The following is a 19,691-nucleotide window of genomic DNA, read 5'->3' as shown; positions in this document are numbered from 1 at the left end:
TTGAGCACCCGCCGTTATTTGGGCGGGGTATAATAGAAATTGCAGATGATGGTCAGTCGTTTGCTCATGGGATGAGCCCTAGCTGCCGCGATCAGTCAGGTCAAGCAAGGAAAGGGCCCGCAGCGTTTGCGGGCCCATGTGTGGCAGTTACACCAAAAGATCGAAGCTTTGGTTCAACGGCAGCGTGCGGGCGCGCTTTCCCGTCAGGTCGAACAGCGCATTCCCCAGTGCGGGCATCGAAGGCGGTGTGCCCGGCTCTCCGGCGCCGCCCATGTGGCGGTTGGTTTCCAGAACGCGGACCTCAACCTCTGGTGCGGTGTGCATGCGGATCGCGTCATAATCAGGGAAGTTGTACTGTTCCACTTCGCCATCGGCAAAGGTGATCTCGCCATAACAGGCGGCAGACAGGCCGTACATCATGCCGCCGAACATCTGTGCCTTGACGGTTTCAGGATCCAGCGCCAGCCCCATGTCGCAAGCGATCCATGCCTTGTTGATGCGAATGGTTCCATCTTCGTCCACGACTTCGATCACCTGTGCGACCGGAGTGCCGAAACTGTAGGTGAACGCAACGCCACGGCCTACGCCATCTGGAGTTTTGCCCGTCCAGCCGGACATCTCGCGCACGGCCTCCAGACAGCCTGCTGATGGTGCGTGCTCGTCTTTCATCAGTTCAAGACGGAACTCCAGTGGGTCACGACCGGCGGCATGGGCCAGTTCGTCCAAGAACGTTTCGTGGAAAAAACCGTTGTGACTGTTGCCGACTGACCGCCAGAACCCGACAGGTATGTCCAGGTCTGCGATATGGCCACTGATGCGGTAGTTGGGGACCGCGTAGGGCTGATTGAAAATGCCCTCGACCAATACTTTGTCGGGGCCACCTCCGGCCATGCCTGTCATCCGCGTAACCGCCTGATGGGTACAGGATTGCGAGGCGACCTTGCCATCGATCAGAACGGCCTTGCCGTCCTTGATTGCACCTTTCATACGAGCCATCGCGCCAGGCCGGTAGAAATCGTGGCGCATGTCCTCTTCACGACTCCACGTGGTTTGCACCGGAACATTGGGCATGGCCATGGCGACCTTGGTGGCGATGACGCCAAAATCGAATTCACCACGGCGCCCAAATCCGCCGCCCAGATAGGTGGTGTGGACGTCCACTGCTTCGGTATCAAGGTTCGCCTCGGCCGCGATCTTCATCTGCATGAAGGTAGGCGCCTGATTGCCGCCCCAGAATTCCAGCTTTTTGCCTGAGAACAACGCGGTCGCGGTCATTGGCTCCATTGTGGCGTGGGCCAGATAGGGAACCGTGTATTCCGCTTCGATCTCGGTCGCGCCTTCGGGGGTCGTGGTGACGTCGCCATCGTCGCGCATGGTTGAGTTCGGATCGGTGTCGAATGCCTCCGCGATTTTCGAGAATATCGCCTCGGTTTCAGGCGGGTATGGTGCCTCTTCCCATTCGACATCGATGGCTTCTACAGCCTGAATGGCCAGCCAGGTGTTGTTGGCGATGACGGCAACGCCGTCGCCAAGATCGACGACTTTTTCGACACCCGGCATCGATTTTGCCGCGCTGTCGTCAAAGCCTTTCATGCCGCCGCCCAGTTTGGGGTTTACGCGGACACTGGCGAATTTCATGTCTGGCAGACGCACGTCGATTGCGAATTCCGCCGTGCCGGTTGCCTTTTCCACCATATCCAGACGTGGTTGGTTCTGGCCCAGATACCGCCATTCGGACGGATCACGCAGATCAACCTCAACAGGGTCGAGTTTGGCTGCATCTGCCGCCAGATCGGTGTAGGCGATTTTGTCGCCATTCGGCGCAATGACATGGCCAGCCTCGGTTTTCAATTGCCCGCGGTCCACGCCAAGCCTGTCGGCCGCAGCCTGTTTCAGTGTCTCGCGGGCCGATGCCCCGGCCTCACGCATCCGTTCAAAGCCGTCCTTCATTGAGGTCGAGCCGCCAGTAACCTGCAGGCTGAGCACTTTGCCGATGACACCCAGCGCCTCACCGAGATTGTGTTGGAAGTCCGAGATGTCATAACCCTTATTGGGCAAGCCTTCACCGATCATTGCGGTGTTGTAATAGGCAGCGGCGGCGGGGCCATGCAGTACCGTGACCTGATCCAGTTCCACGTCCAGTTCTTCGGCCAGCAGTGCGGCCCATGTCGTTTTGACGCCTTGCCCCATTTCAGCGCGCGGGGCGAACAGGGTCACGCCGTTCTGGTCGATCAGGACAAAGGGGTTGAGTGCCGCTTCGCCTTCACGCGGCTTGAGCGGGTTTGGTGCGGGGCGATTCACATAATAGACACCAAACGCGACCCCGCCGATGATTGCGGCAGAGCCGATCAGAAAGGTGCGGCGTACGATTTTACCAATACGTGCCATTGCTTACGCCTCCTTCAGTTTGGCCGAGGCCGTGTGGATCGCGGCACGAATGCGGGGATAGGTTCCGCAGCGGCACAGGTTGCCCTGCATCGCCTCGTCGATTTCGGCGTCTGTTGGTGTCGGATTTTCTGCCAGCAAAGATGCCGCCTGCATGATCTGGCCGGACTGGCAATAGCCGCATTGAGCGACCTGATGTTCGACCCAGGCTTGCTGAATGGTGGCCATGGCCTCGGGGGCGCCGATACCTTCGATGGTGGTCACATCTCCCCAAACGTCCGACAGGGTTACTTGACAGGAGCGAACGGCCTCGCCGTCGATGTGCACAGTGCAGGCGCCACAGGATGCGACCCCGCAACCAAACTTGGTACCTGTCAAACCGATCTCGTCCCGAAGCACCCACAAGAGGGGCACGTCGTCAGGCAAATCCACCTGATGTGCTTTGCCGTTGATTTTGAGTGAGGTTGCCATGGCGCGTTTCTCCTGGCTGGGCTGGTTTCTGACATAATTATCTTAAAGTGTCAGCGTGTCAATTGACAAATATTACAAGAACTGTCAATGGTCGGGAAATGAAAGACATGAACCTCGATCCAAGGCAGCAAGCCATTTTGACCTCTGCAATGCAGGCCTTTGCGACCTATGGGTTCCGCAAGACCTCAATGGAGGACATAGCGCAGGGGGCGGGGATGTCCCGACCTGCCGTGTATTTGCACTACAAAAACAAGGTGGCCATCGTGCGCAGCCTGACCGAGGCGCATTATCAGGAGAAATTCCAGCAAGTGAGGGACGCCCTGTCTGGCGATGGATCTATTCCCGAGATTCTTGCGCGCGCGATGGCGGCGCAAAGCGAGGGCATGGCGGTGCTTCTGTCCTCGCCGCATGGCGCTGAACTTCTGGATGCCGGGTCATCCAGCGCACCCGATATCGTCGAAGAGGGCGAGGCCAAACTCTCCGCGATCTATGCCGACTGGCTCAACCGAGAGGCTGAAAAAGGTCGCGTCAAGCTGACCGGCGAGGCCAGTGAAATCGCAAGAACGATTACGTCTGCTTTGAAAGGGGTCAAGATGACCCTGACCGATCCAGCGACCTTTGACGTCAGGGTTTCGCAACTGGCGGCATTGTTCGGGGCGGGGCTGGAAGTCAGGTGACTTTTTGCCGGATCTTGTATTCCGGCTTATCCCACAAATCGTTGCACATCACGTCCGAGAGAATGTTCGCCGCCTGCTTTACATCGTTTTCGTCGATGTAGAGTGGCGTGAACCCAAAGCGCATGATGTCAGGGGCCCTGAAATCTCCGATAACGCCGCGGGCGATCAGCGCCTGCATGGCGGCGTACCCTTCACCAAAGCGGAACGACACCTGACTGCCGCGCTGTTTCGGGTCGCGTGGGCTGGCAAGCTCCAACTGGGGGCAGTTGGTTTCAACTTCTCGGATGAACAGTTCGGTCAGTTCGATGGATTTTGCGCGCACGTCCTTCATGTCCGCCAGATCCCAGATATCCATGGCAGAGGCCAATGCCGTCATCTGAATGACCGGCGGCGTACCCACGCGCATCCGTTCGATCCCCGATCCCGGGCGGTAATCCAGATCGAAGGCGAAAGGCGATTCGTGTCCCAGCCAGCCGGAAAGGGCGGGGCGGACCTCGGGCGCAAGACGGGGTGTGACATAGATGAATGCGGGCGCACCGGGACCGCCATTCAGATATTTATAGGTGCAACCCACTGCAAAGTCGGCATTGCATCCAGCCAAATCCACCGGCACGGCTCCGGCGGAATGCGCCAGATCCCAGACCGTCAAAACGCCATTCGCATGCGCCAGTTCTGTCAGCGCCTTCATGTCGTGCATGCGACCGGTGCGATAATCCACCTCGGTCAGCATCAGCACGGCAACGTCCTCGGTCACATGTTCCGCAACCTTGTCCGGGTCAACGACGCGCAACTCATAATCCGGCCCGAGTGACCGCAGTAGACCGTCAACCATGTAAAGATCAGTCGGGAAATTCCCGTTGTCCGACAGGACAATCTTGCGCCCGGGGTTCAGTTCCAGCGCCGAAGCAACCGCTTGATACACCTTGATTGAAAGCGTATCGCCAACAACGACCATGCCGGGTTCAGCGCCGATCAACCGGCCGATCCGATCACCCAGCCCGGTTGGCATGCCCATCCATCCGGCTTTGTTCCAGCCGGTAATCAGAAGGTCGCCCCATTCTTTGGCCATCATGTCCTGTACGCGGGCCTTGGCGGCCGTGGGAACGGGCCCCAGCGAGTTGCCATCAAGATAAAGGATGCCTTCAGGCAGATCGAACATGGCCTTTGTCGCAGCAAAATCGGTCATGGGGGCCTCGCTTAGGTATTTTAAGTTTGAACTATCTGGTCCGACGTAACCGACCCGAGCGCAAAAGTCCATAATCCTGAGGGATCGGCTTGTGGCGGTCACGTGGCCATTCAGATCTGACCGCCGGAAATCTGGATGCACTGACCATTGACGCTTTGTGAACCGGGCCGCACAAGCCAAAGCGCAGCGGCAGCGACCTCATCTGCTGCTATCAGGCGCTTGTGGCGATTGGCTTCGACCATGACCTTAAGCGCTTCGTCCTCGCTGATGCCCGCCCGTTGCGAGATCGAGGCCTTGTTGCGATCCACGATCGGCGTGTCCACATATCCGGGGCACAGCGCATTGAATGTATAGGGCGATCCCATGAATTCCTCGGAATAGCTGCGGGTCAGGCCGATCACCCCGTGTTTCGAGGCGGAATAGGCACCCGCCCCCGGAACACCGTGCAGCCCGGCAATGGACGCCACCGAGATTACGCGCCCCCAGTCGGTTGTCAGCATCGAGCGCAGGCTTTCGCGCATGGTCAGAAAGGCGCCGTCCAGATTGGTTGCCATGATGTCCCGCCAAAAATCCATATCTGTCTTTTGCAGGGTTTTCCCGACGGCGATCCCGGCATTTGCCACGCAAATCTGAATTGGCCCTCTGGCCTCGACGGCAGAGGCAACGCCCTGCACGACGCTTTGCTCGTCCCGGACATCCATGGCCAGACCGGTCATTCGATCTCCCGCCACCTCATCCAGAACTTCTTGCCTGCGACCGGTAATGGTAACCTGCGCACCTTCATCGGCCAGTGCCTGCGCTATGGCCAGCCCGATGCCGGTTCCCCCGCCTGTAACCAGCGCATGCTTTCCGTTCAACGACATGAGGCCACCTCCCTTTTGGATTTCGGTGAACTCTATCCTCAACCCATCGTCTGGCAAGAGGGTCCGTTCCGTCAATTCACGGACTTCCGTTCCGAAATGGTGAATTAATCAGAAGGTTGTCCCGCAGCGGCCACTAAGCTGGCGCGATTGGTCTTTTCTTTGCTGCGACAACCTGAGGTTTTGCCAAATTTGCCGGAAAGCGGTAGGACATCGCTCGGAAACGACATGACGCACGGCATGTTATCGGAAAGAGGGGACGAATGCGCCGGATCGACGTTCCGCCAGTTTGGCTTGTGGGCTTTGCAGTACTTGCCTGGCTGCAGGGCCGATATCTGTCCTTTGACCTGTCACTGGAAAGTGGCCTGACGGATTTGCTGAGCGGTGTGATGATCGGAGTCGGCGTGTTGTTGGCCGTGCTGGCCATCGTCGAATTTCGCCGCCACCGTACAACTGTCATTCCGCATGAGACGCCGACAGCCATGGTGCAGACCGGAATCTACAAACGCAGTCGCAATCCGATCTACCTTGGTGACGTTCTGATCCTGGCGGGGCTGATCCTGCGCTTTGATGCAATTCTGTCACTGATCCTGATTCCAGTGTTTGTCTGGGTACTGGAGCGTCGCTTCATTTTGCCCGAAGAAGACCGTCTGCGACGCAGATTTCGGGCAGATTTCGCGCGATATGAACGCAAAACACGTCGCTGGGTATGATGGAACGCAAAACATGACCCAAAGTATTAAATTGCTGCGCTTGCGAAATAATGTTGCGCAGGATACATGTTTGCTTGTCAAACAATACCGACCACCCGCTCGACTTGAGTGATAATTAGGGGGAAATGCCGGTGAAAATAGGCACACCAAAGGAAATACTGGATGGTGAGAACCGGGTCGCGATGACTCCGGACTCGGCAGCGCAGTTGCAGAAACTGGGCTATGAGTGCGCCATCGAAACCGGAGCCGGCGCTGCTGCGGGCTTTTCGGACGAGGCATACAAGGCCGCAGGTGTCGAGGTCGTGAAAACCGCGGCTTCGTTGTGGAAGGCGGCTGATATCATCGCCAAGGTGCGCCAACCCAATGCGACCGAGCTGAAGCGTCTGACCAAGGGCAAGACGCTGATCTCATTCTTCAATCCCGCAGGCAACGAAGAAGGGATGGAGCTGGCGAAATCCAAGGGCGCCAATGTGATCGCCATGGAAATGGTGCCGCGTATCTCCCGCGCCCAGAAGATGGATGCGCTGTCCTCGATGGCCAATATCGCGGGCTACCGCGCTGTGATCGAGGCGGGCAACAACTTTGGCCGTTTTTTCACCGGTCAGGTGACGGCGGCCGGTAAGGTTCCCCCTGCAAAGGTGCTGATCGTGGGTGCCGGTGTGGCCGGTCTGGCGGCCATCGGAACTTCGACCTCGCTGGGTGCTATCACCTATGCGTTCGACGTGCGCCCCGAAGTGGCCGAACAAGTCGAATCCATGGGGGCTGAGTTCGTCTATCTGGACTTCGAAGATGACAGCCAAGACGGTGCGGCGACCGGTGGCTATGCCTCGGTCCAGTCCGACGAATTCCGCGAGGCGCAGCTGGCCAAGTTCCGCGAACTGGCGCCCGAAATGGATATCGTCATCACCACGGCGCTGATCCCCAACCGTGAAGCGCCCGAGCTTTGGACCAAGGATATGGTCGAGGCGATGAAGCCCGGTTCGGTCATTGTTGACCTTGCTGCGGAAAAGGGCGGCAACTGCAAACTGACCGTAGCGGATGAGAAAATCGTGACCGACAATGGCGTGACGATCATCGGCTATACCGACTTCCCCAGCCGGATGGCGGCGCAGAGCTCGTCGCTCTATGCGACCAACATCCGTCACATGATGACGGATCTGACACCCGAAAAGGACGGTCAGATCAATCATGACATGGAAGATGACGTGATCCGCGGCTCGACCGTGACGTATGAGGGTGAGATCACTTTCCCGCCGCCACCGCCCAAGGTGCAGGCGATTGCGGCGCAGAAAAAGCCCGAGGTCAAGGAACTGACGCCCGAAGAGAAACGGGCGCAGGAGATTGCCGAATTCAAAGCGCAAACCAAACAGCAATTCACCCTGCTGGGTGTCGGCGGTGCGCTGATGCTGCTGGTGGGCCTGATTGCTCCGGCCAGTTTCATGCAGCACTTCATCGTTTTTGTGCTGGCCATCTTTGTGGGCTTCCAGGTGATCTGGAATGTATCGCATTCGCTGCACACGCCTTTGATGGCGATCACCAACGCGATTTCGTCGATCATCATCGTTGGGGCGCTCATGCAGATCGGATCGGGATCGTTCCTGGTCATCCTGCTGGCGGCGTTGTCCGTCTTCATGGCCGGGATCAACATCTTCGGCGGCTTCCTCGTAACCCGGCGCATGCTTGCCATGTTCCAGAAATCTTAAGGAGGCCGGGCACATGGAATTTGGCTTCACCACTGCCGCCTATGTCGTTGCGGCTGTCCTTTTCATCCTTTCGCTCGGCGGCCTGTCGAACCAGGAAAGTGCCAAGCGCGCGGTCTGGTATGGCATCGTCGGTATGGCGCTGGCGGTTTTTGCCACGCTGGTCGGCCCCGGTTCCGGCCTGTGGCTGCTGTCGCTGTTGCTGATCGCGGGCGGCGGTTTCATCGGTCAATACGTGGCGCAACGCGTCCAGATGACCGAGATGCCGCAGCTGGTGGCCGCGATGCACTCGCTGGTTGGTCTGGCGGCTGTGTTCGTGGGTTTCAACGCGCATTTCGAAATCAGGAATGTTGCCGAAGTCATGGCGATCGTCGACTCCGCCAAGGATGCCGACCTGTCCAACCTCGGAGCGTTTGCCAAGCTGATTGCCAAGAAAACGTCCGCAGAGCTGTCGATCCTGCATGTCGAACTGTTCCTGGGCATCTTCATCGGTGCGATCACCTTTACCGGTTCGGTCATTGCCTATGGCAAGCTTGCAGGCAAGGTGACCTCGGCGGCGACCAAGCTGCCCGGCGGTCACGCGTTGAACGCGGCTGCAGCGGGTTTGTCGCTGATCTGCCTGTTCTGGTACACCGCATCCGGCAGCCTGCTGCCCCTGGTCCTGATGACTCTGGCGGCGCTGTTCATCGGCTATCATCTGATCATGGGTATCGGCGGGGCCGACATGCCGGTGGTTGTGTCGATGCTCAACTCGTATTCGGGCTGGGCCGCGGCGGCGATTGGCTTCTCGCTTGGCAATGACCTGTTGATCGTCGTTGGTGCGCTGGTCGGCTCGTCCGGTGCGATCCTCAGCTACATCATGTGCAAGGCTATGAACCGTCACTTTGTCAGCGTGATCCTGGGCGGCTTTGGCGGCCCGCAGGGTGAGCAGATGGCGGTCGAGGGCGAGCAGGTCGCGATCGATGCCGATGGCGTAGCTGCGGCGCTGAACGATGCGGACAGCGTGATCATCGTGCCCGGATACGGCATGGCGGTGGCGCAGGCACAGCAATCGGTCAGCGAACTGGTTCGTAAACTGCGTGCCAAGGGCAAAGAAGTACGCTTTGCGATCCACCCTGTTGCCGGTCGTCTGCCGGGTCACATGAACGTGCTGCTGGCCGAGGCGAAGGTGCCTTATGACATCGTTCTGGAAATGGACGAGATTAACGATGATTTCCCCGAGACGGATGTGGCTATCATCATCGGCTCGAACGACATCGTGAACCCGGCCGCGCAGGACGATCCAAACTCGCCCATTGCCGGGATGCCGGTTCTGGAAGTCTGGAAATCCAAGCAGGTCTTTGTCAGCAAGCGCGGGCAGGGCACCGGGTATTCGGGCATCGAAAACCCGCTGTTCTTCAAAGAGAACACACGCATGTTCTATGGCGATGCCAAGCAGTCGCTGGACAAGCTGCTGCCCATGATCGACTGATTAATCGCTTCATGAAACTTAGGAAGGCGCCCCAGCGGGCGCCTTTTCTTTTTGTGGCTCGTCAAAGCCGGACTAACCTTGCATGTGCAGGAGGCTTCTTATGGAAAAGGTAAATGGCATTGGCGGAGTGTTCTTTCGGGCCAGAGATCCTGATGCATTGGCGCTTTGGTACGAAACGCATTTGGGCGTGGATCGGATTAACCCGACCCCATGGCGTCAGGCAGAAGGGTATACGGTCTTTGCCCCCTTCGCACAGGATACAGAGTATTTCGGGAACCCGGCGCAACAGTGGATGATCAATTTTCGGGTGGATGATCTGGATGCCATGATTGCACAATTGCGGGCTATCGGAATTGCCGTCGAAACCCGCGAGGAATGGAACAGCGAGATCGGTCGGTTCGCCCGGTTGCATGATCCTGAGGGCAATCCGGTTGAGCTATGGGAGCCACAACAATAGAAGAACGGCCTTTGTATGCCGAGGTATTCCGTTAAGTGCATGAAATAAATAAAGAATTGATGTGTCTGTGACCTAACGTATAGTGGCCGCAAGTCACGGAGGCCCCAATGACCCCCATTCAGGATCACCCCCTGCGCTTTGCGCTGGCCAATGAGTTGCACGCACGGCCCTTTCCGGCGACGTTTGCGCCATGCACTGTCGTTTTTCTGGCGATCAAGAAACCGAACGAGGCTGCTGCACGTGACCGTGGTGAAGATCTGGTACATTTGACCAATCTGCTGGATAGGCACGGCGCGCAACACCCACAGCCGGGTGCCACGCATTATGCGGGCCAGATTGGCCGCCACTGGCTGAAATGGGAGCAGCATACAGAGTTCGTCACCTACACCGCCATTTCACCGAACGTCAGCGAACGGGCCTTCAACCCCGCGGATTTTGAGGTGTTCCCCCCGGACTGGCTGGATGCGAGTCCGGGCCAGAGAATCTCATCCGCGATGTTACGTGTCGTGGATCGTCCGATGGATGACGGGATCGACGGCGCGCTGGCCGATTGGTTTGAATCCGAAAGTCTGGCCGTGGCGCATGTGCTGGATGATGCCGCAATCGCCGCCAGTGATTTCAGGATAGACCCCGCCGGGCACATGCGATTTGCCGTCTTTGTAACCAAAGGCACAGGGCGACGCAGGACAGGCCGCATCATTCAGCGGCTGTGTGAGATCGAGACCTACAAAGCCATATCCATGCTGGGGTTTGCCCGCGTCAAGAACCTCATGCCGCGCATTGGTGAGCTGGACAAGCGGTTGACGGATCTGATGGTTGAAATGACCGATGACGAAACTCAACCCGATGACCTGCTACCACAGCTGCTGACGGTTTCGACGGAACTGGAAACGCTGTCGGCCCGATGCTCGTTCCGCTTTGGTGCGACCGGAGCTTATGAAGCGATCGTAAACCAGCGGATCGAAGCCCTGCGAGAAGGGCGGTATCAGGGGCGCCAGACATTTGCCGATTTCATGATGCGCCGTTATGAGCCCGCGATGCGGACCGTGAAATCCACCGAAGGGCGCCTGCAAGTCTTGTCCGACCGGGCAATTCGGGCCGGGAACCTTTTGCGGACGCGCGTGGACGTTGTTCGCAGCGCTCAGAATCAGGCCTTGCTGGAAAGCATGGACCGTCGAGCTGATATGGCGCTGAGATTGCAGCACACGGTCGAGGGGCTGTCAGTGGTCGCGATCAGTTATTACGCCGTGTCGCTGGCGGGTTATCTTCTGTACCCCCTGACGGCCATGGGCATAAGCAAGGGAACTTTGACTGCTCTGATAACAGTGCCGGTTATCGGGCTGGTCTGGTGGTCGGTTCGCCGGATCAGAAACCGGCTGGAGAAATCACACGGTTGACCGCCAGTTGCTTCGAAAGGGAAGGGGCAAATGAAAAGGCCGCCCGGACAGGCGGCCTCTTTTGACTTTTTCAGCGGCGTCAGCGTCCCCGGATGCGGGGGTCGAGCGCATCTCTTAGGCCATCGCCCAGATAGTTGACGCTCAGCACTGTCAGCGAAATAGCCAGCCCGGGCCAGAACACGCGTTCCGGGTACTGCTGAAGATAGTCGACACCGTCGAACAGCAACCGCCCCCAAGTTGGGAAGTCAGGCGGGAATCCAAGGCCAAGGAAGGACAGGGCGCTCTCCGTGATGATTGCGGTTGCGATGCCCAATGTTGCCGACACCATGATCGGCGACAGAACGTTGGGCAGGATATGCCGAGTGATGATCTGCGAATTGCTTGTCCCGATGGAACGGGCGGCCAGAACAAACTCACGCTCTTTGATGGCCAGCACGTCGCCACGCACAATGCGTGCAGTAGGCATCCAAGAGGTAACTCCAATAGCGGCAACGATCAGGATGAAAATCCCGCGTTCCAGTCCGAATGCAGCCGACAGAGGCTCACGAAACAGCAGCATCATGACCAGCAACAGCGGTAGCAGGGGCAGGGCCAGGAACAGGTCGGTCAGGCGCATCAGAGGTCCGTCAAGACGTTTGAAGAACCCGGCAACAACCCCGATGAACGATCCCAGAAACAGGGCCAGCAACATCGCGGTGATGCCCACAGATACCGAGGTTTGTCCGCCAGACATCATGCGGGCCATGATATCGCGGCCCAGCTGATCTGTACCAAAGGGATGCCCCCAGCTTGGGCCCTGATTGCGCGAGCGGATATCGATCTGAGTTGGATCAATCGTCCAAAGGTACGGACCGATATAGACGGCTGCCACGATGAAGATGAACAGCACCGCGCCCAGCATCGCGCCTTTGTGGGTTTTGAACTGGTCCCACACATCGCGCCATTGGCTGCGCGGTGGGGTTGCCAGTTCTTCCATCACATCCGCGGTTGGCAGCGCGGTCGAGGCTGGCGCAATACCTTCGTCCGGGACCAGCGTATCGGTACGATCATGATCAGTCATAGCGAATCCTCGGGTCCAGAATGCCATAGAGAACGTCGGCGATCAGATTGAACAAAACGATCAGCACGGCGAAAATGAAAGTCAGGGTTTGTACCATCGGCAGGTCATTTGCCTGGATGGCGCCGATCAGCAATTGGCCGATTCCGTTTACCTTGAACACCTGCTCGGTGATGATGGCACCGCCGAAGATGGCCGGAATACCAAGGGCAATCACGGTGACAACGGGGATCATCGAGTTGCGCAGGACGTGCACCATAACCACGGTATATTCGCTAAGGCCTTTGGCGCGGGCGGTGCGAACATAATCCTGATTGAGGTTGTCCAGCATCGAAGCCCGCATGAACCGGCTCAGTTGTGCGGTGATCTGAAGGGCCAGCACCATGACCGGCATGATCATCTGTTGTAGCTGCACAACGAAACTATCCCAGTCGTTGACCACATGGGTCGTATCATAAATCGACGGGAACCAGCCCAGTTGAACCGAGAAGATGACGATCACCAGCACCCCAGAAAAGAACGGCGGGACCGAAAAGCCGACCATCGAAACAAATGTCCCCATCTGGTCGAACCATGAATACTGGCGATATGCCGAATAGATGCCGATGGGCAGGGCGATTATGATGGCAACGACATAAGCGGTGCCAACAACCCAAAGCGTCTGTGGAATACGCTGAACCACGATGTCCATGACGGGTGAGCGGGTCTGCCACGAGATCACGCGCAAATCACCCTCGGAGAACGTCGTTCCGAACATCGAATCGATCAGAACCTGCGGTTCGATCCAGAAGAATTGCACGATCCACTTCCAGAATCGGATGTGCATCGGCTGGCCGAGACCCAACGCCTCGCGCATCTTTTCCTTGACCTCGGGTGGGACCGTTAGCGGCACCTGTGCCATGGGGTCGCCGGGTGCAAGTTCGAGCAGCAGGAAGATCACGAGACTGATGAACAAAAGCGTCGGGACGGCCAAAACCAATCGTCGGATGGTAAAGTTCAGCATTCAGAGGGCGCCTTAGTTTATGAGTCTTTTTCTTGGGGCATTATGCCAGAGGCCGCGCCCCGATAAAGATCGGAGCGCGGTTTTGCAAGTATAACCGATCAGGAACCGGTTTTGCGGTGCCAGTCGGCTGCGTTCCACAGCTCGCTGTCCCACACGTTCAGGACCACGCCACCCAGCGTGTTCGAGTGTGCCGACAGACGGCCACGGTGCACCAGCGGGATCATGCCGCCGTTTTCGACCATGATGTCGTTCAGACGACGGGCGATTTTCGCGCGTTCCTCTGCACCGGCGGTTTCGGCCAGCTGACCATGCAGCTTGTCGAACTCTTCGTTGCAGAAGCGGCTGATGTTTTCACCCTGCCACTGCGATTCCGGCTTGGGTGCTTTGTCGCACAGGCCGTTGCCCAGATAGGACTGCGGGTCGGTGCCGTTGAAGGTGTTGGCGTACATTTCAACGTCCGCATAGAACTTCTGGAAGGTGTCGGGCGAACCCGGGTCACCGCCGAAGAATACCGATGCGTTGATGTTGCGCAGTTCGGTTTCAATGCCGATCTGGCTCCACCATTCCTTGATCAGCGCCTGGAAGTCCTGACGGACGGCGTTGGTCGAGGTCTGATAGACGATCTTCAGCGGTACACCATCTTTTTCGCGCACGCCGTCGCCGTTGGTGTCGACGATACCTGCGTCATCCAGCAGTTTCTTCGCACCTTCGATGTCCTGCTTGTCGCAGGTGAACGTGTCCGAATTCACTGCAGCAGGGGCCGGAACCCAGTTACAGGTGACCTGACCGGCCTGACCATAGCCGATTTCCACCAGCAGCGGACGGTCGATGGCCAGCGACATGGCTTTGTAAACCGCCGGGTCCTGCAGGAACGGGTGCGGATGCTTGGCCGTCGAACGCTCGCCTTCCGGCAGGTCGGGCGACGGGTTGGTCTGGTTCAGCATGATACGCTCGACCAGCGGGCCAAAGCCTGCGACCGGAGTACCTTTGCCACCTTCCTGCATTTGCTGGATCACCTCGGGTGCCAGCTGCAGGTTCCAAGCATAGTCGAACTCGCCCGTTTCCATGACGGCACGACCAGCTGCGGTTGCATCGCCACCACCTTTGAAGGTCAGCGTCGCAAAGGCGGGTTTCGCCGGATCGCGATAGTTGTCGTTGGCCTTCATGGTGATCACGTCGTTCGGCTTGAACTCGGTGACAACAAACGGGCCGGTGCCGATCGGGTTAAAGTTCTGCTCGGTGCATTCCGGGGCTTTCGCGCCCATGCAGTCGGCGAACTGTGCTGCCTGAATGATCGGGCTTTCGCCACCGACAAACGGACCGTACGGGAACGGGGTCGGCGCATCGAACGTGACTTTGACAGTCAGATCATCCACCGCCTCGACCGAGGTTACGCCTTCGAACTTGGTGACCTGCGCACAGCCACCTTCGGGGTGCATGCAGTAGTCAGCCGTGAACTTCACGTCCGCGGATGTGAAGGGCGAACCGTCAGACCAGGTGATTCCAGGCGCGATCTTCCACGTGATCGAAGTCAGATCTTCGCTGACGCCACCGTTTTCGACGGTCGGGATTTCGGCTGCCAGATAGGGCACCATGTTGCCGTCCTGGTCGTAGCGCGCCAGAGGTTCGATCACCAGCGAGGCCGATTCAACGTCCTTGGTGCCGCCCGAGAGGAACGGGTTCAGGATCGATGGCGCTTGCCAATAAATGATGCTGACATTGCCATCCGAGCCACGCTCGGCAAAGGCCATCGGGGCCATGGCCGTGCTGGCGATGGCGCCTAGCAAAAGAGCTTTGACTTTCATTCTACACTCCTTGTTGGACACGTGTGTGTCTCTCGTTTCTCCGCTCTGCCTGCGGATTAGGCGTTGCCGTTTTGGGGTAAGATTCTGATTTTTCACCAAATCGCATCTTACGTTTCGCGAAATACGTTCTCTCCCCAGGAACGGTTACGAGGCGTATCGAAACAGAGTTTCCGAAAATTGCAAGTCTTGCCGTTGGGAAAATCAGCAATGCGTTTGACTTTCCCCGCCTTGCCGCCTTAGCGTTTGGCCCTCAAGAACAACAAGCCGCCAAGGGGAGCGCGCGCGTGCTGGACCAGCCTATTGCACAGATCAGGAAACTGCGGGTCGAATTCCAAACCAAGGACGGACCCGTGGTTGGGGTCGAAGATGTTTCCTTTGAGGTAAATCCCGGCGAAACCGTATGTATCGTTGGCGAATCCGGGTCCGGAAAATCGGTGTCGTCGCTGTCTTTGATGCGCCTTGTCGAGTTTGGCGGCGGTGAAATTGCCGGTGGCCAACTGCTGTTTGACCGGCGTGATGGCGAGGAATTGGACCTTTCCGGGGCTGATCAGGATCTGATGAAACAGATTCGCGGCAACGAGATCGGAATGATCTTTCAGGAGCCGATGACGGCGCTGAACCCGGTCTTTACGGTTGGCCGCCAGTTGACTGAAGGGCTACGTATCCACAAGGATTTGTCCAAGGCGGCTGCCGAGGAGCGCGCGTTGGAACTGTTGCGGCAGGTTCGTATCCCCGAGCCGGAGCGGCGGTTGAAACAGTACCCGCACGAATTGTCCGGTGGCATGCGTCAGCGTGTCGTGATCGCGATGGCCATGGCGTGTGAGCCGCGTCTGCTGATCGCGGATGAACCGACGACGGCCTTGGATGTGACGATTCAGGCAGAGATTCTGGCGTTGATGGACCGGCTCAAGCGGGAAACCGGCACTGCAGTCATGTTCATCACCCACGACATGGCGGTGGTGGCCCAGATGGCGGACCGTGTGGTCGTCATGTTCCGGGGCAACAAGGTCGAAGAGGGCACCGTTTCCGAAATCTTCGAAAACCCGAAGCACGATTATACCAAGGCTTTGCTGGCTGCGGTGCCGAAACTAGGCGAGATGCGTGGAAAATCGGCGCCTGAGCCGATGAAGCTTCTGGGAGTGGAAGGGCAGAACATCGCGCCGATTCCCGGAACCGAAGACCCCTTGCTGACCGTCAGAAACCTGACGACACGCTTTCCGGTCAAAGGCGGTTTGCTGCGCCGTACCATATCAAATGTTCACGCGACCGAAGATGTATCGTTCACCCTGAACAAGGGCCAGACGCTGAGCCTTGTGGGCGAATCCGGTTGTGGCAAGTCGACGGCAGGCCGTTCGATTCTGCGCCTAGTCGAGCCGTTGGCTGGTGAGGTCGATCTGGATGGCGTCGATATCATGAAGCTGGATCAAAAGGGTTTGCGCAAGGCGCGTCTGGACATGCAGATGATCTTTCAGGATCCCTTTGCCTCGCTCAATCCTCAGATGCAGCTGGTGGATCAGGTCGCTGAGCCGATGCGCAACTACGGCGTGGCGTCGGGATCTGAATTGCAGGATCGGGTGGCCAACCTGTTTGACCGTGTGCATCTGCCGCGCAGTTTCATGCGCCGCTTCCCGCACGAAATGTCGGGTGGACAACGGCAGCGTATCGCCATTGCAAGGGCTCTTGCGCTGAACCCGAAACTGATCATCGCGGACGAAGCCGTCTCGGCGCTGGACGTGTCGGTGCAGGCGCAGGTTCTGAATCTGATGATGGAACTGCAATCCGAACTTGGCCTCAGCTATCTGTTCATCTCGCACGACATGGCTGTGGTCGAACGGGTCAGCCACCATGTTGGCGTCATGTATCTGGGCAGAATCGTTGAGCTTGGGCCCCGGGCGCGCGTTTTTGAGAACCCTCAGCACGCCTATACCCAGGCACTGATGAAGGCGGTTCCGATCGCTGATCCGAATAAGCGAAAGTCCGAAAAAGACTTGAACTTCAAGCCCATCCCGTCGCCCATTCATCCAATTGGATACAAGCCGGAGCCGTCGGAATACCGAGAAGTCGAACCGGGCCACTTCATCCTGACGACCGATAGCGGATATTGAACCAATGCCTGTGCGTCTGACGCCTTTGGAGATCATGACCAAGCTGATCTCCTTTCCAACGGTGAGCCGCGACACCAACTTGCCGCTGATTGACTGGGTCGAAGGATATCTTGAAAGCCACGGGATCACACCGCATCGCTGGCCGGACCCGCAGCAGCCGCACAAGGCGGCGCTGTTCGCTCATGTCGGCCCTGTGGAAGAGGGCGCAGTTGTCCTGTCCGGGCACACGGATGTTGTTCCCGTGGACGGGCAGCCCTGGGATACCGACCCCTTCACTGTGACTGAACGCGATGGCAAGTATTTTGGGCGCGGCACCTGTGACATGAAAGGATTTGATGCGCTGGCCATCTGGGCACTGGTCGAGGCGCAGTACAAAGGCGTCAATCGTCCACTTCAGCTGGCGCTGAGCTTTGATGAAGAGATCGGATGTACGGGTGCCCCGCCGATGATCGATGCGATGCAGGACGTGCTGCCCAAAGGATCGGCGGTGATTGTCGGCGAGCCGTCGATGATGCAGGCGGTGACAGGGCATAAGGGTGGCTTTGGCTATGACACCCATGTTGTCGGGTTCGAGGTTCACAGTTCGATCATGCATACTGGCGTTAACGCGATCATGTCCGCCTCGCCCCTGATCGAATGGGCCAATCGACGCAATGCCGAGAATATGGCGGCAACACCATCGGAAATTGCGGCGATGTTCGATCCGCCCTGGACAACCTGTCATGTGGGAATGATTCAGGGTGGCACGGCGCATAACATTACTGCCAAAGATTGCCATTTCATGATGGATTTCAGGGTCGTTCCTGGAGAAGAGGCCGACCAGTGGCGCAATGAATATTTTGAGCAGGTGAACCGCATTGAGGCCAGGATGCAGGCGACTCACCCTGATGCCCGCATCGAGTTGTCTGAAAACTTCTCGATCCCCGGTCTGGTGCCCGAAAAGGATGGCGAGGCTGAAGCGCTGGTGCGGTCCCTGACCGGGGATAATGCCTCGCATGTCGTCAGCTACGGTACTGAGGCCGGACAGTTTCAGGAGGCGGGATATTCCGCCGTGATTTGTGGTCCCGGGGATATCGCTCAGGCGCATCAGCCAAACGAGTTCATAACCGTTGCGCAGTTCAACGCCGGACAAAAATTCATGGAAGGCCTTCTGGAAAGGCTAGTTGAGCAATGACGCGTAAGGCTTTGCGACGAAGACACTAATTCTGCAGGTGGTCCAAAAAGGGGAGAGTTGGATATGCCGATCAAGAACAGACTGGCCGAAATGCATGGTGAGATCACCAAATGGCGTCGGCATCTGCACGCACATCCCGAACTGATGTACGATGTGCACGAAACAGCAGCCTTCGTTGTCGAGCGCCTGAAAGAGTTTGGCGTCGATGAAATTACTCCCGGCGTCGGAAAAACCGGGGTTGTTGCGGTGATCCGGGGAAAAACCGACACAACCGGGCGCGTGATTGGATTGCGCGCGGATATGGATGCATTGCCGATCGAAGAGGCCACGGGGTTGGATTATGCATCGACCGTTTCGGGCAAGATGCACGCCTGCGGGCATGACGGGCACACCTCGATGTTGCTAGGTGCCGCCCAGTATCTTTCGGAAACCCGCAATTTTGACGGCACTGTTGTTCTGATTTTCCAGCCGGCCGAGGAAGGCGGAGCAGGCGGGCTGGCCATGTGTCAGGACGGCCTGATGGAGCGCTGGGGCATTCAGGAAGTCTATGGCATGCACAACATGCCGGGATTGCCGGTTGGAGAATTTGCCATTCGGCCCGGTGCATTGCTCGCTTCATCCGATGAGTTCGAGATCGTGGTGACGGGCAAGGGTGGCCACGCTGCTGCCCCGCATGATGCGGTGGATACAACGTTGGTTGCTTCGCACATTGTTGTGGCACTTCAGTCGGTTGTTGCGCGTACAGTCGATCCGGTCAAACGCGTCGTTCTGACCGTGGGAACATTTGTGACAGACAGCGTTGCGTCGAATGTCATCGCCCATACGGTCCGGTTGCAAGGTACGGTCCGGACGCTGGATCCCGAATACCGCAGCATTGCCCAGGAGCGGGTGCGGCGTATTGCCGAGGACACCGCGTCGGCTTTCGGCGCGAGCGCCGAGATGATTTGGACGCCCGGCTATCCGGCGACTGTGAATTCCGAGGTTGAAACCGGGTATGCCGCCGAAGCCGCCGAGGCTATTTCGGGAAAGGTGAATGACAACACCGACCCCATCATGCCGTCAGAAGATTTTGCCTACATGCTTGAAGAACGGCCCGGAGCATACATCTTCATCGGGAACGGGGACACGGCGATGTGCCATCACCCCGAGTACAATTTTGACGATGACGCCATTCCGGCCGGCTGCAGCTGGTTTGCTGAACTGGTGGAACGACGAATGCCTGTGGCGTGA

General features: G+C 58.0%; 16 protein-coding genes. 9 read left to right on the top strand and 7 right to left on the bottom strand.

Annotated features, from left to right (window positions below; all coding sequences use genetic code 11):
* Positions 1-147 precede the first annotated feature (147 nt).
* Together ACR0NW_RS03080 and ACR0NW_RS03075 are read right to left on the bottom strand one after the other, a co-directional pair.
* Positions 148-2,388 carry a xanthine dehydrogenase family protein molybdopterin-binding subunit gene (locus ACR0NW_RS03080; protein ID WP_480448900.1) on the bottom strand — a complete coding sequence of 747 codons (2,241 nt, stop codon included), beginning with the start codon at positions 2,386-2,388 and terminating at the stop codon, positions 148-150.
* Between the two features lie 3 nt (positions 2,389-2,391).
* The gene (locus tag ACR0NW_RS03075) at positions 2,392-2,856 is read right to left on the bottom strand and encodes a (2Fe-2S)-binding protein (protein ID WP_480448901.1); all 465 of its coding nucleotides are present in this window, start codon (positions 2,854-2,856) and stop codon (positions 2,392-2,394) included.
* A gap of 107 nt (positions 2,857-2,963) precedes the next feature.
* Between ACR0NW_RS03075 and ACR0NW_RS03070 the strand changes: the two genes are divergently transcribed.
* Positions 2,964-3,533, top strand: coding sequence for a TetR/AcrR family transcriptional regulator (locus ACR0NW_RS03070; RefSeq protein WP_480448902.1), 570 nt, complete (start codon positions 2,964-2,966; stop codon positions 3,531-3,533).
* On the opposite strand, the gene kynU is transcribed toward ACR0NW_RS03070, so the two are convergent.
* Positions 3,526-4,719 (bottom strand): kynureninase, encoded by a 1,194-nt coding sequence (gene kynU / locus ACR0NW_RS03065; RefSeq protein WP_480448903.1) that lies wholly within the window; start codon positions 4,717-4,719, stop codon positions 3,526-3,528. The two genes, ACR0NW_RS03070 and kynU, sit on opposite strands and share 8 nt — an antisense overlap.
* A 110-nt stretch (positions 4,720-4,829) precedes the next feature.
* The gene (locus tag ACR0NW_RS03060) at positions 4,830-5,582 is read right to left on the bottom strand and encodes an SDR family NAD(P)-dependent oxidoreductase (protein WP_170650718.1); all 753 of its coding nucleotides are present in this window, start codon (positions 5,580-5,582) and stop codon (positions 4,830-4,832) included.
* Positions 5,583-5,842: 260 nt separating this feature from the next.
* Between ACR0NW_RS03060 and ACR0NW_RS03055 the strand changes: the two genes are divergently transcribed.
* From ACR0NW_RS03055 to ACR0NW_RS03035, 5 genes are all read left to right on the top strand, one after another.
* A complete protein-coding gene (locus ACR0NW_RS03055) occupies positions 5,843-6,292 on the top strand; it encodes a methyltransferase family protein (RefSeq protein ID WP_480448904.1) in 450 nt (149 codons plus the stop codon).
* Positions 6,293-6,423: 131 nt separating this feature from the next.
* Complete coding sequence (locus tag ACR0NW_RS03050) at positions 6,424-7,995, top strand: Re/Si-specific NAD(P)(+) transhydrogenase subunit alpha (RefSeq protein ID WP_170650716.1); 1,572 nt, start codon at positions 6,424-6,426, stop codon at positions 7,993-7,995.
* Between the two features lie 13 nt (positions 7,996-8,008).
* Complete coding sequence (locus tag ACR0NW_RS03045; protein ID WP_170650715.1) at positions 8,009-9,463, top strand: NAD(P)(+) transhydrogenase (Re/Si-specific) subunit beta; 1,455 nt, start codon at positions 8,009-8,011, stop codon at positions 9,461-9,463.
* A 100-nt stretch (positions 9,464-9,563) separates the two neighbouring features.
* On the top strand, positions 9,564-9,920 hold the full coding sequence (locus ACR0NW_RS03040) for a VOC family protein (RefSeq protein ID WP_480448905.1): 357 nt from the start codon (positions 9,564-9,566) through the stop codon (positions 9,918-9,920).
* 107 nt (positions 9,921-10,027) lie between these two features.
* Positions 10,028-11,317 carry a DUF3422 family protein gene (locus ACR0NW_RS03035; protein WP_480448906.1) on the top strand — a complete coding sequence of 430 codons (1,290 nt, stop codon included), beginning with the start codon at positions 10,028-10,030 and terminating at the stop codon, positions 11,315-11,317.
* 79 nt (positions 11,318-11,396) lie between these two features.
* Here the strand turns inward: ACR0NW_RS03035 and ACR0NW_RS03030 are convergent, their stop codons facing one another.
* From ACR0NW_RS03030 to ACR0NW_RS03020, 3 genes are all read right to left on the bottom strand, one after another.
* Entirely contained in the window at positions 11,397-12,377 is a 981-nt protein-coding gene (locus ACR0NW_RS03030; protein ID WP_170650710.1) for an ABC transporter permease, read from the bottom strand.
* A complete protein-coding gene (locus ACR0NW_RS03025; protein WP_170650709.1) occupies positions 12,370-13,377 on the bottom strand; it encodes an ABC transporter permease in 1,008 nt (335 codons plus the stop codon). The genes ACR0NW_RS03030 and ACR0NW_RS03025 overlap by 8 nt, the downstream gene beginning before the upstream one ends.
* A gap of 98 nt (positions 13,378-13,475) precedes the next feature.
* Complete coding sequence (locus tag ACR0NW_RS03020) at positions 13,476-15,182, bottom strand: peptide ABC transporter substrate-binding protein (RefSeq protein ID WP_170650708.1); 1,707 nt, start codon at positions 15,180-15,182, stop codon at positions 13,476-13,478.
* Between the two features lie 284 nt (positions 15,183-15,466).
* Between ACR0NW_RS03020 and ACR0NW_RS03015 the strand changes: the two genes are divergently transcribed.
* From ACR0NW_RS03015 to ACR0NW_RS03005, 3 genes are all read left to right on the top strand, one after another.
* A complete protein-coding gene (locus tag ACR0NW_RS03015) occupies positions 15,467-17,287 on the top strand; it encodes an ABC transporter ATP-binding protein (protein WP_480448907.1) in 1,821 nt (606 codons plus the stop codon).
* A 4-nt stretch (positions 17,288-17,291) separates the two neighbouring features.
* Positions 17,292-18,461, top strand: a complete 1,170-nt coding sequence (gene argE / locus ACR0NW_RS03010) for an acetylornithine deacetylase (protein WP_480448908.1) — start codon at positions 17,292-17,294, stop codon at positions 18,459-18,461.
* A gap of 63 nt (positions 18,462-18,524) precedes the next feature.
* A complete protein-coding gene (locus tag ACR0NW_RS03005) occupies positions 18,525-19,691 on the top strand; it encodes a M20 aminoacylase family protein (RefSeq protein WP_170650705.1) in 1,167 nt (388 codons plus the stop codon).

Source organism: Ruegeria sp. CF5, from assembly GCF_056537325.1.
This window is presented reverse-complemented; position numbering and strand designations above follow the sequence as displayed.

What these genes read in the sequence shown, in the direction of transcription:
- ACR0NW_RS03080 (WP_480448900.1), bottom strand. Translation starts at nt 2,388, where the DNA reads ATGGCACGTATTGGTAAAATCGTACGCCGCACCTTTCTGATCGGCTCT.
- ACR0NW_RS03075 (WP_480448901.1), bottom strand. Translation starts at nt 2,856, where the DNA reads ATGGCAACCTCACTCAAAATCAACGGCAAAGCACATCAGGTGGATTTG.
- ACR0NW_RS03070 (WP_480448902.1), top strand. Translation starts at nt 2,964, where the DNA reads ATGAACCTCGATCCAAGGCAGCAAGCCATTTTGACCTCTGCAATGCAG.
- kynU (WP_480448903.1), bottom strand. Translation starts at nt 4,719, where the DNA reads ATGACCGATTTTGCTGCGACAAAGGCCATGTTCGATCTGCCTGAAGGC.
- ACR0NW_RS03060 (WP_170650718.1), bottom strand. Translation starts at nt 5,582, where the DNA reads ATGTCGTTGAACGGAAAGCATGCGCTGGTTACAGGCGGGGGAACCGGC.
- ACR0NW_RS03055 (WP_480448904.1), top strand. Translation starts at nt 5,843, where the DNA reads ATGCGCCGGATCGACGTTCCGCCAGTTTGGCTTGTGGGCTTTGCAGTA.
- ACR0NW_RS03045 (WP_170650715.1), top strand. Translation starts at nt 8,009, where the DNA reads ATGGAATTTGGCTTCACCACTGCCGCCTATGTCGTTGCGGCTGTCCTT.
- ACR0NW_RS03040 (WP_480448905.1), top strand. Translation starts at nt 9,564, where the DNA reads ATGGAAAAGGTAAATGGCATTGGCGGAGTGTTCTTTCGGGCCAGAGAT.
- ACR0NW_RS03035 (WP_480448906.1), top strand. Translation starts at nt 10,028, where the DNA reads ATGACCCCCATTCAGGATCACCCCCTGCGCTTTGCGCTGGCCAATGAG.
- ACR0NW_RS03030 (WP_170650710.1), bottom strand. Translation starts at nt 12,377, where the DNA reads ATGACTGATCATGATCGTACCGATACGCTGGTCCCGGACGAAGGTATT.
- ACR0NW_RS03025 (WP_170650709.1), bottom strand. Translation starts at nt 13,377, where the DNA reads ATGCTGAACTTTACCATCCGACGATTGGTTTTGGCCGTCCCGACGCTT.
- ACR0NW_RS03020 (WP_170650708.1), bottom strand. Translation starts at nt 15,182, where the DNA reads ATGAAAGTCAAAGCTCTTTTGCTAGGCGCCATCGCCAGCACGGCCATG.
- argE (WP_480448908.1), top strand. Translation starts at nt 17,292, where the DNA reads ATGCCTGTGCGTCTGACGCCTTTGGAGATCATGACCAAGCTGATCTCC.
- ACR0NW_RS03005 (WP_170650705.1), top strand. Translation starts at nt 18,525, where the DNA reads ATGCCGATCAAGAACAGACTGGCCGAAATGCATGGTGAGATCACCAAA.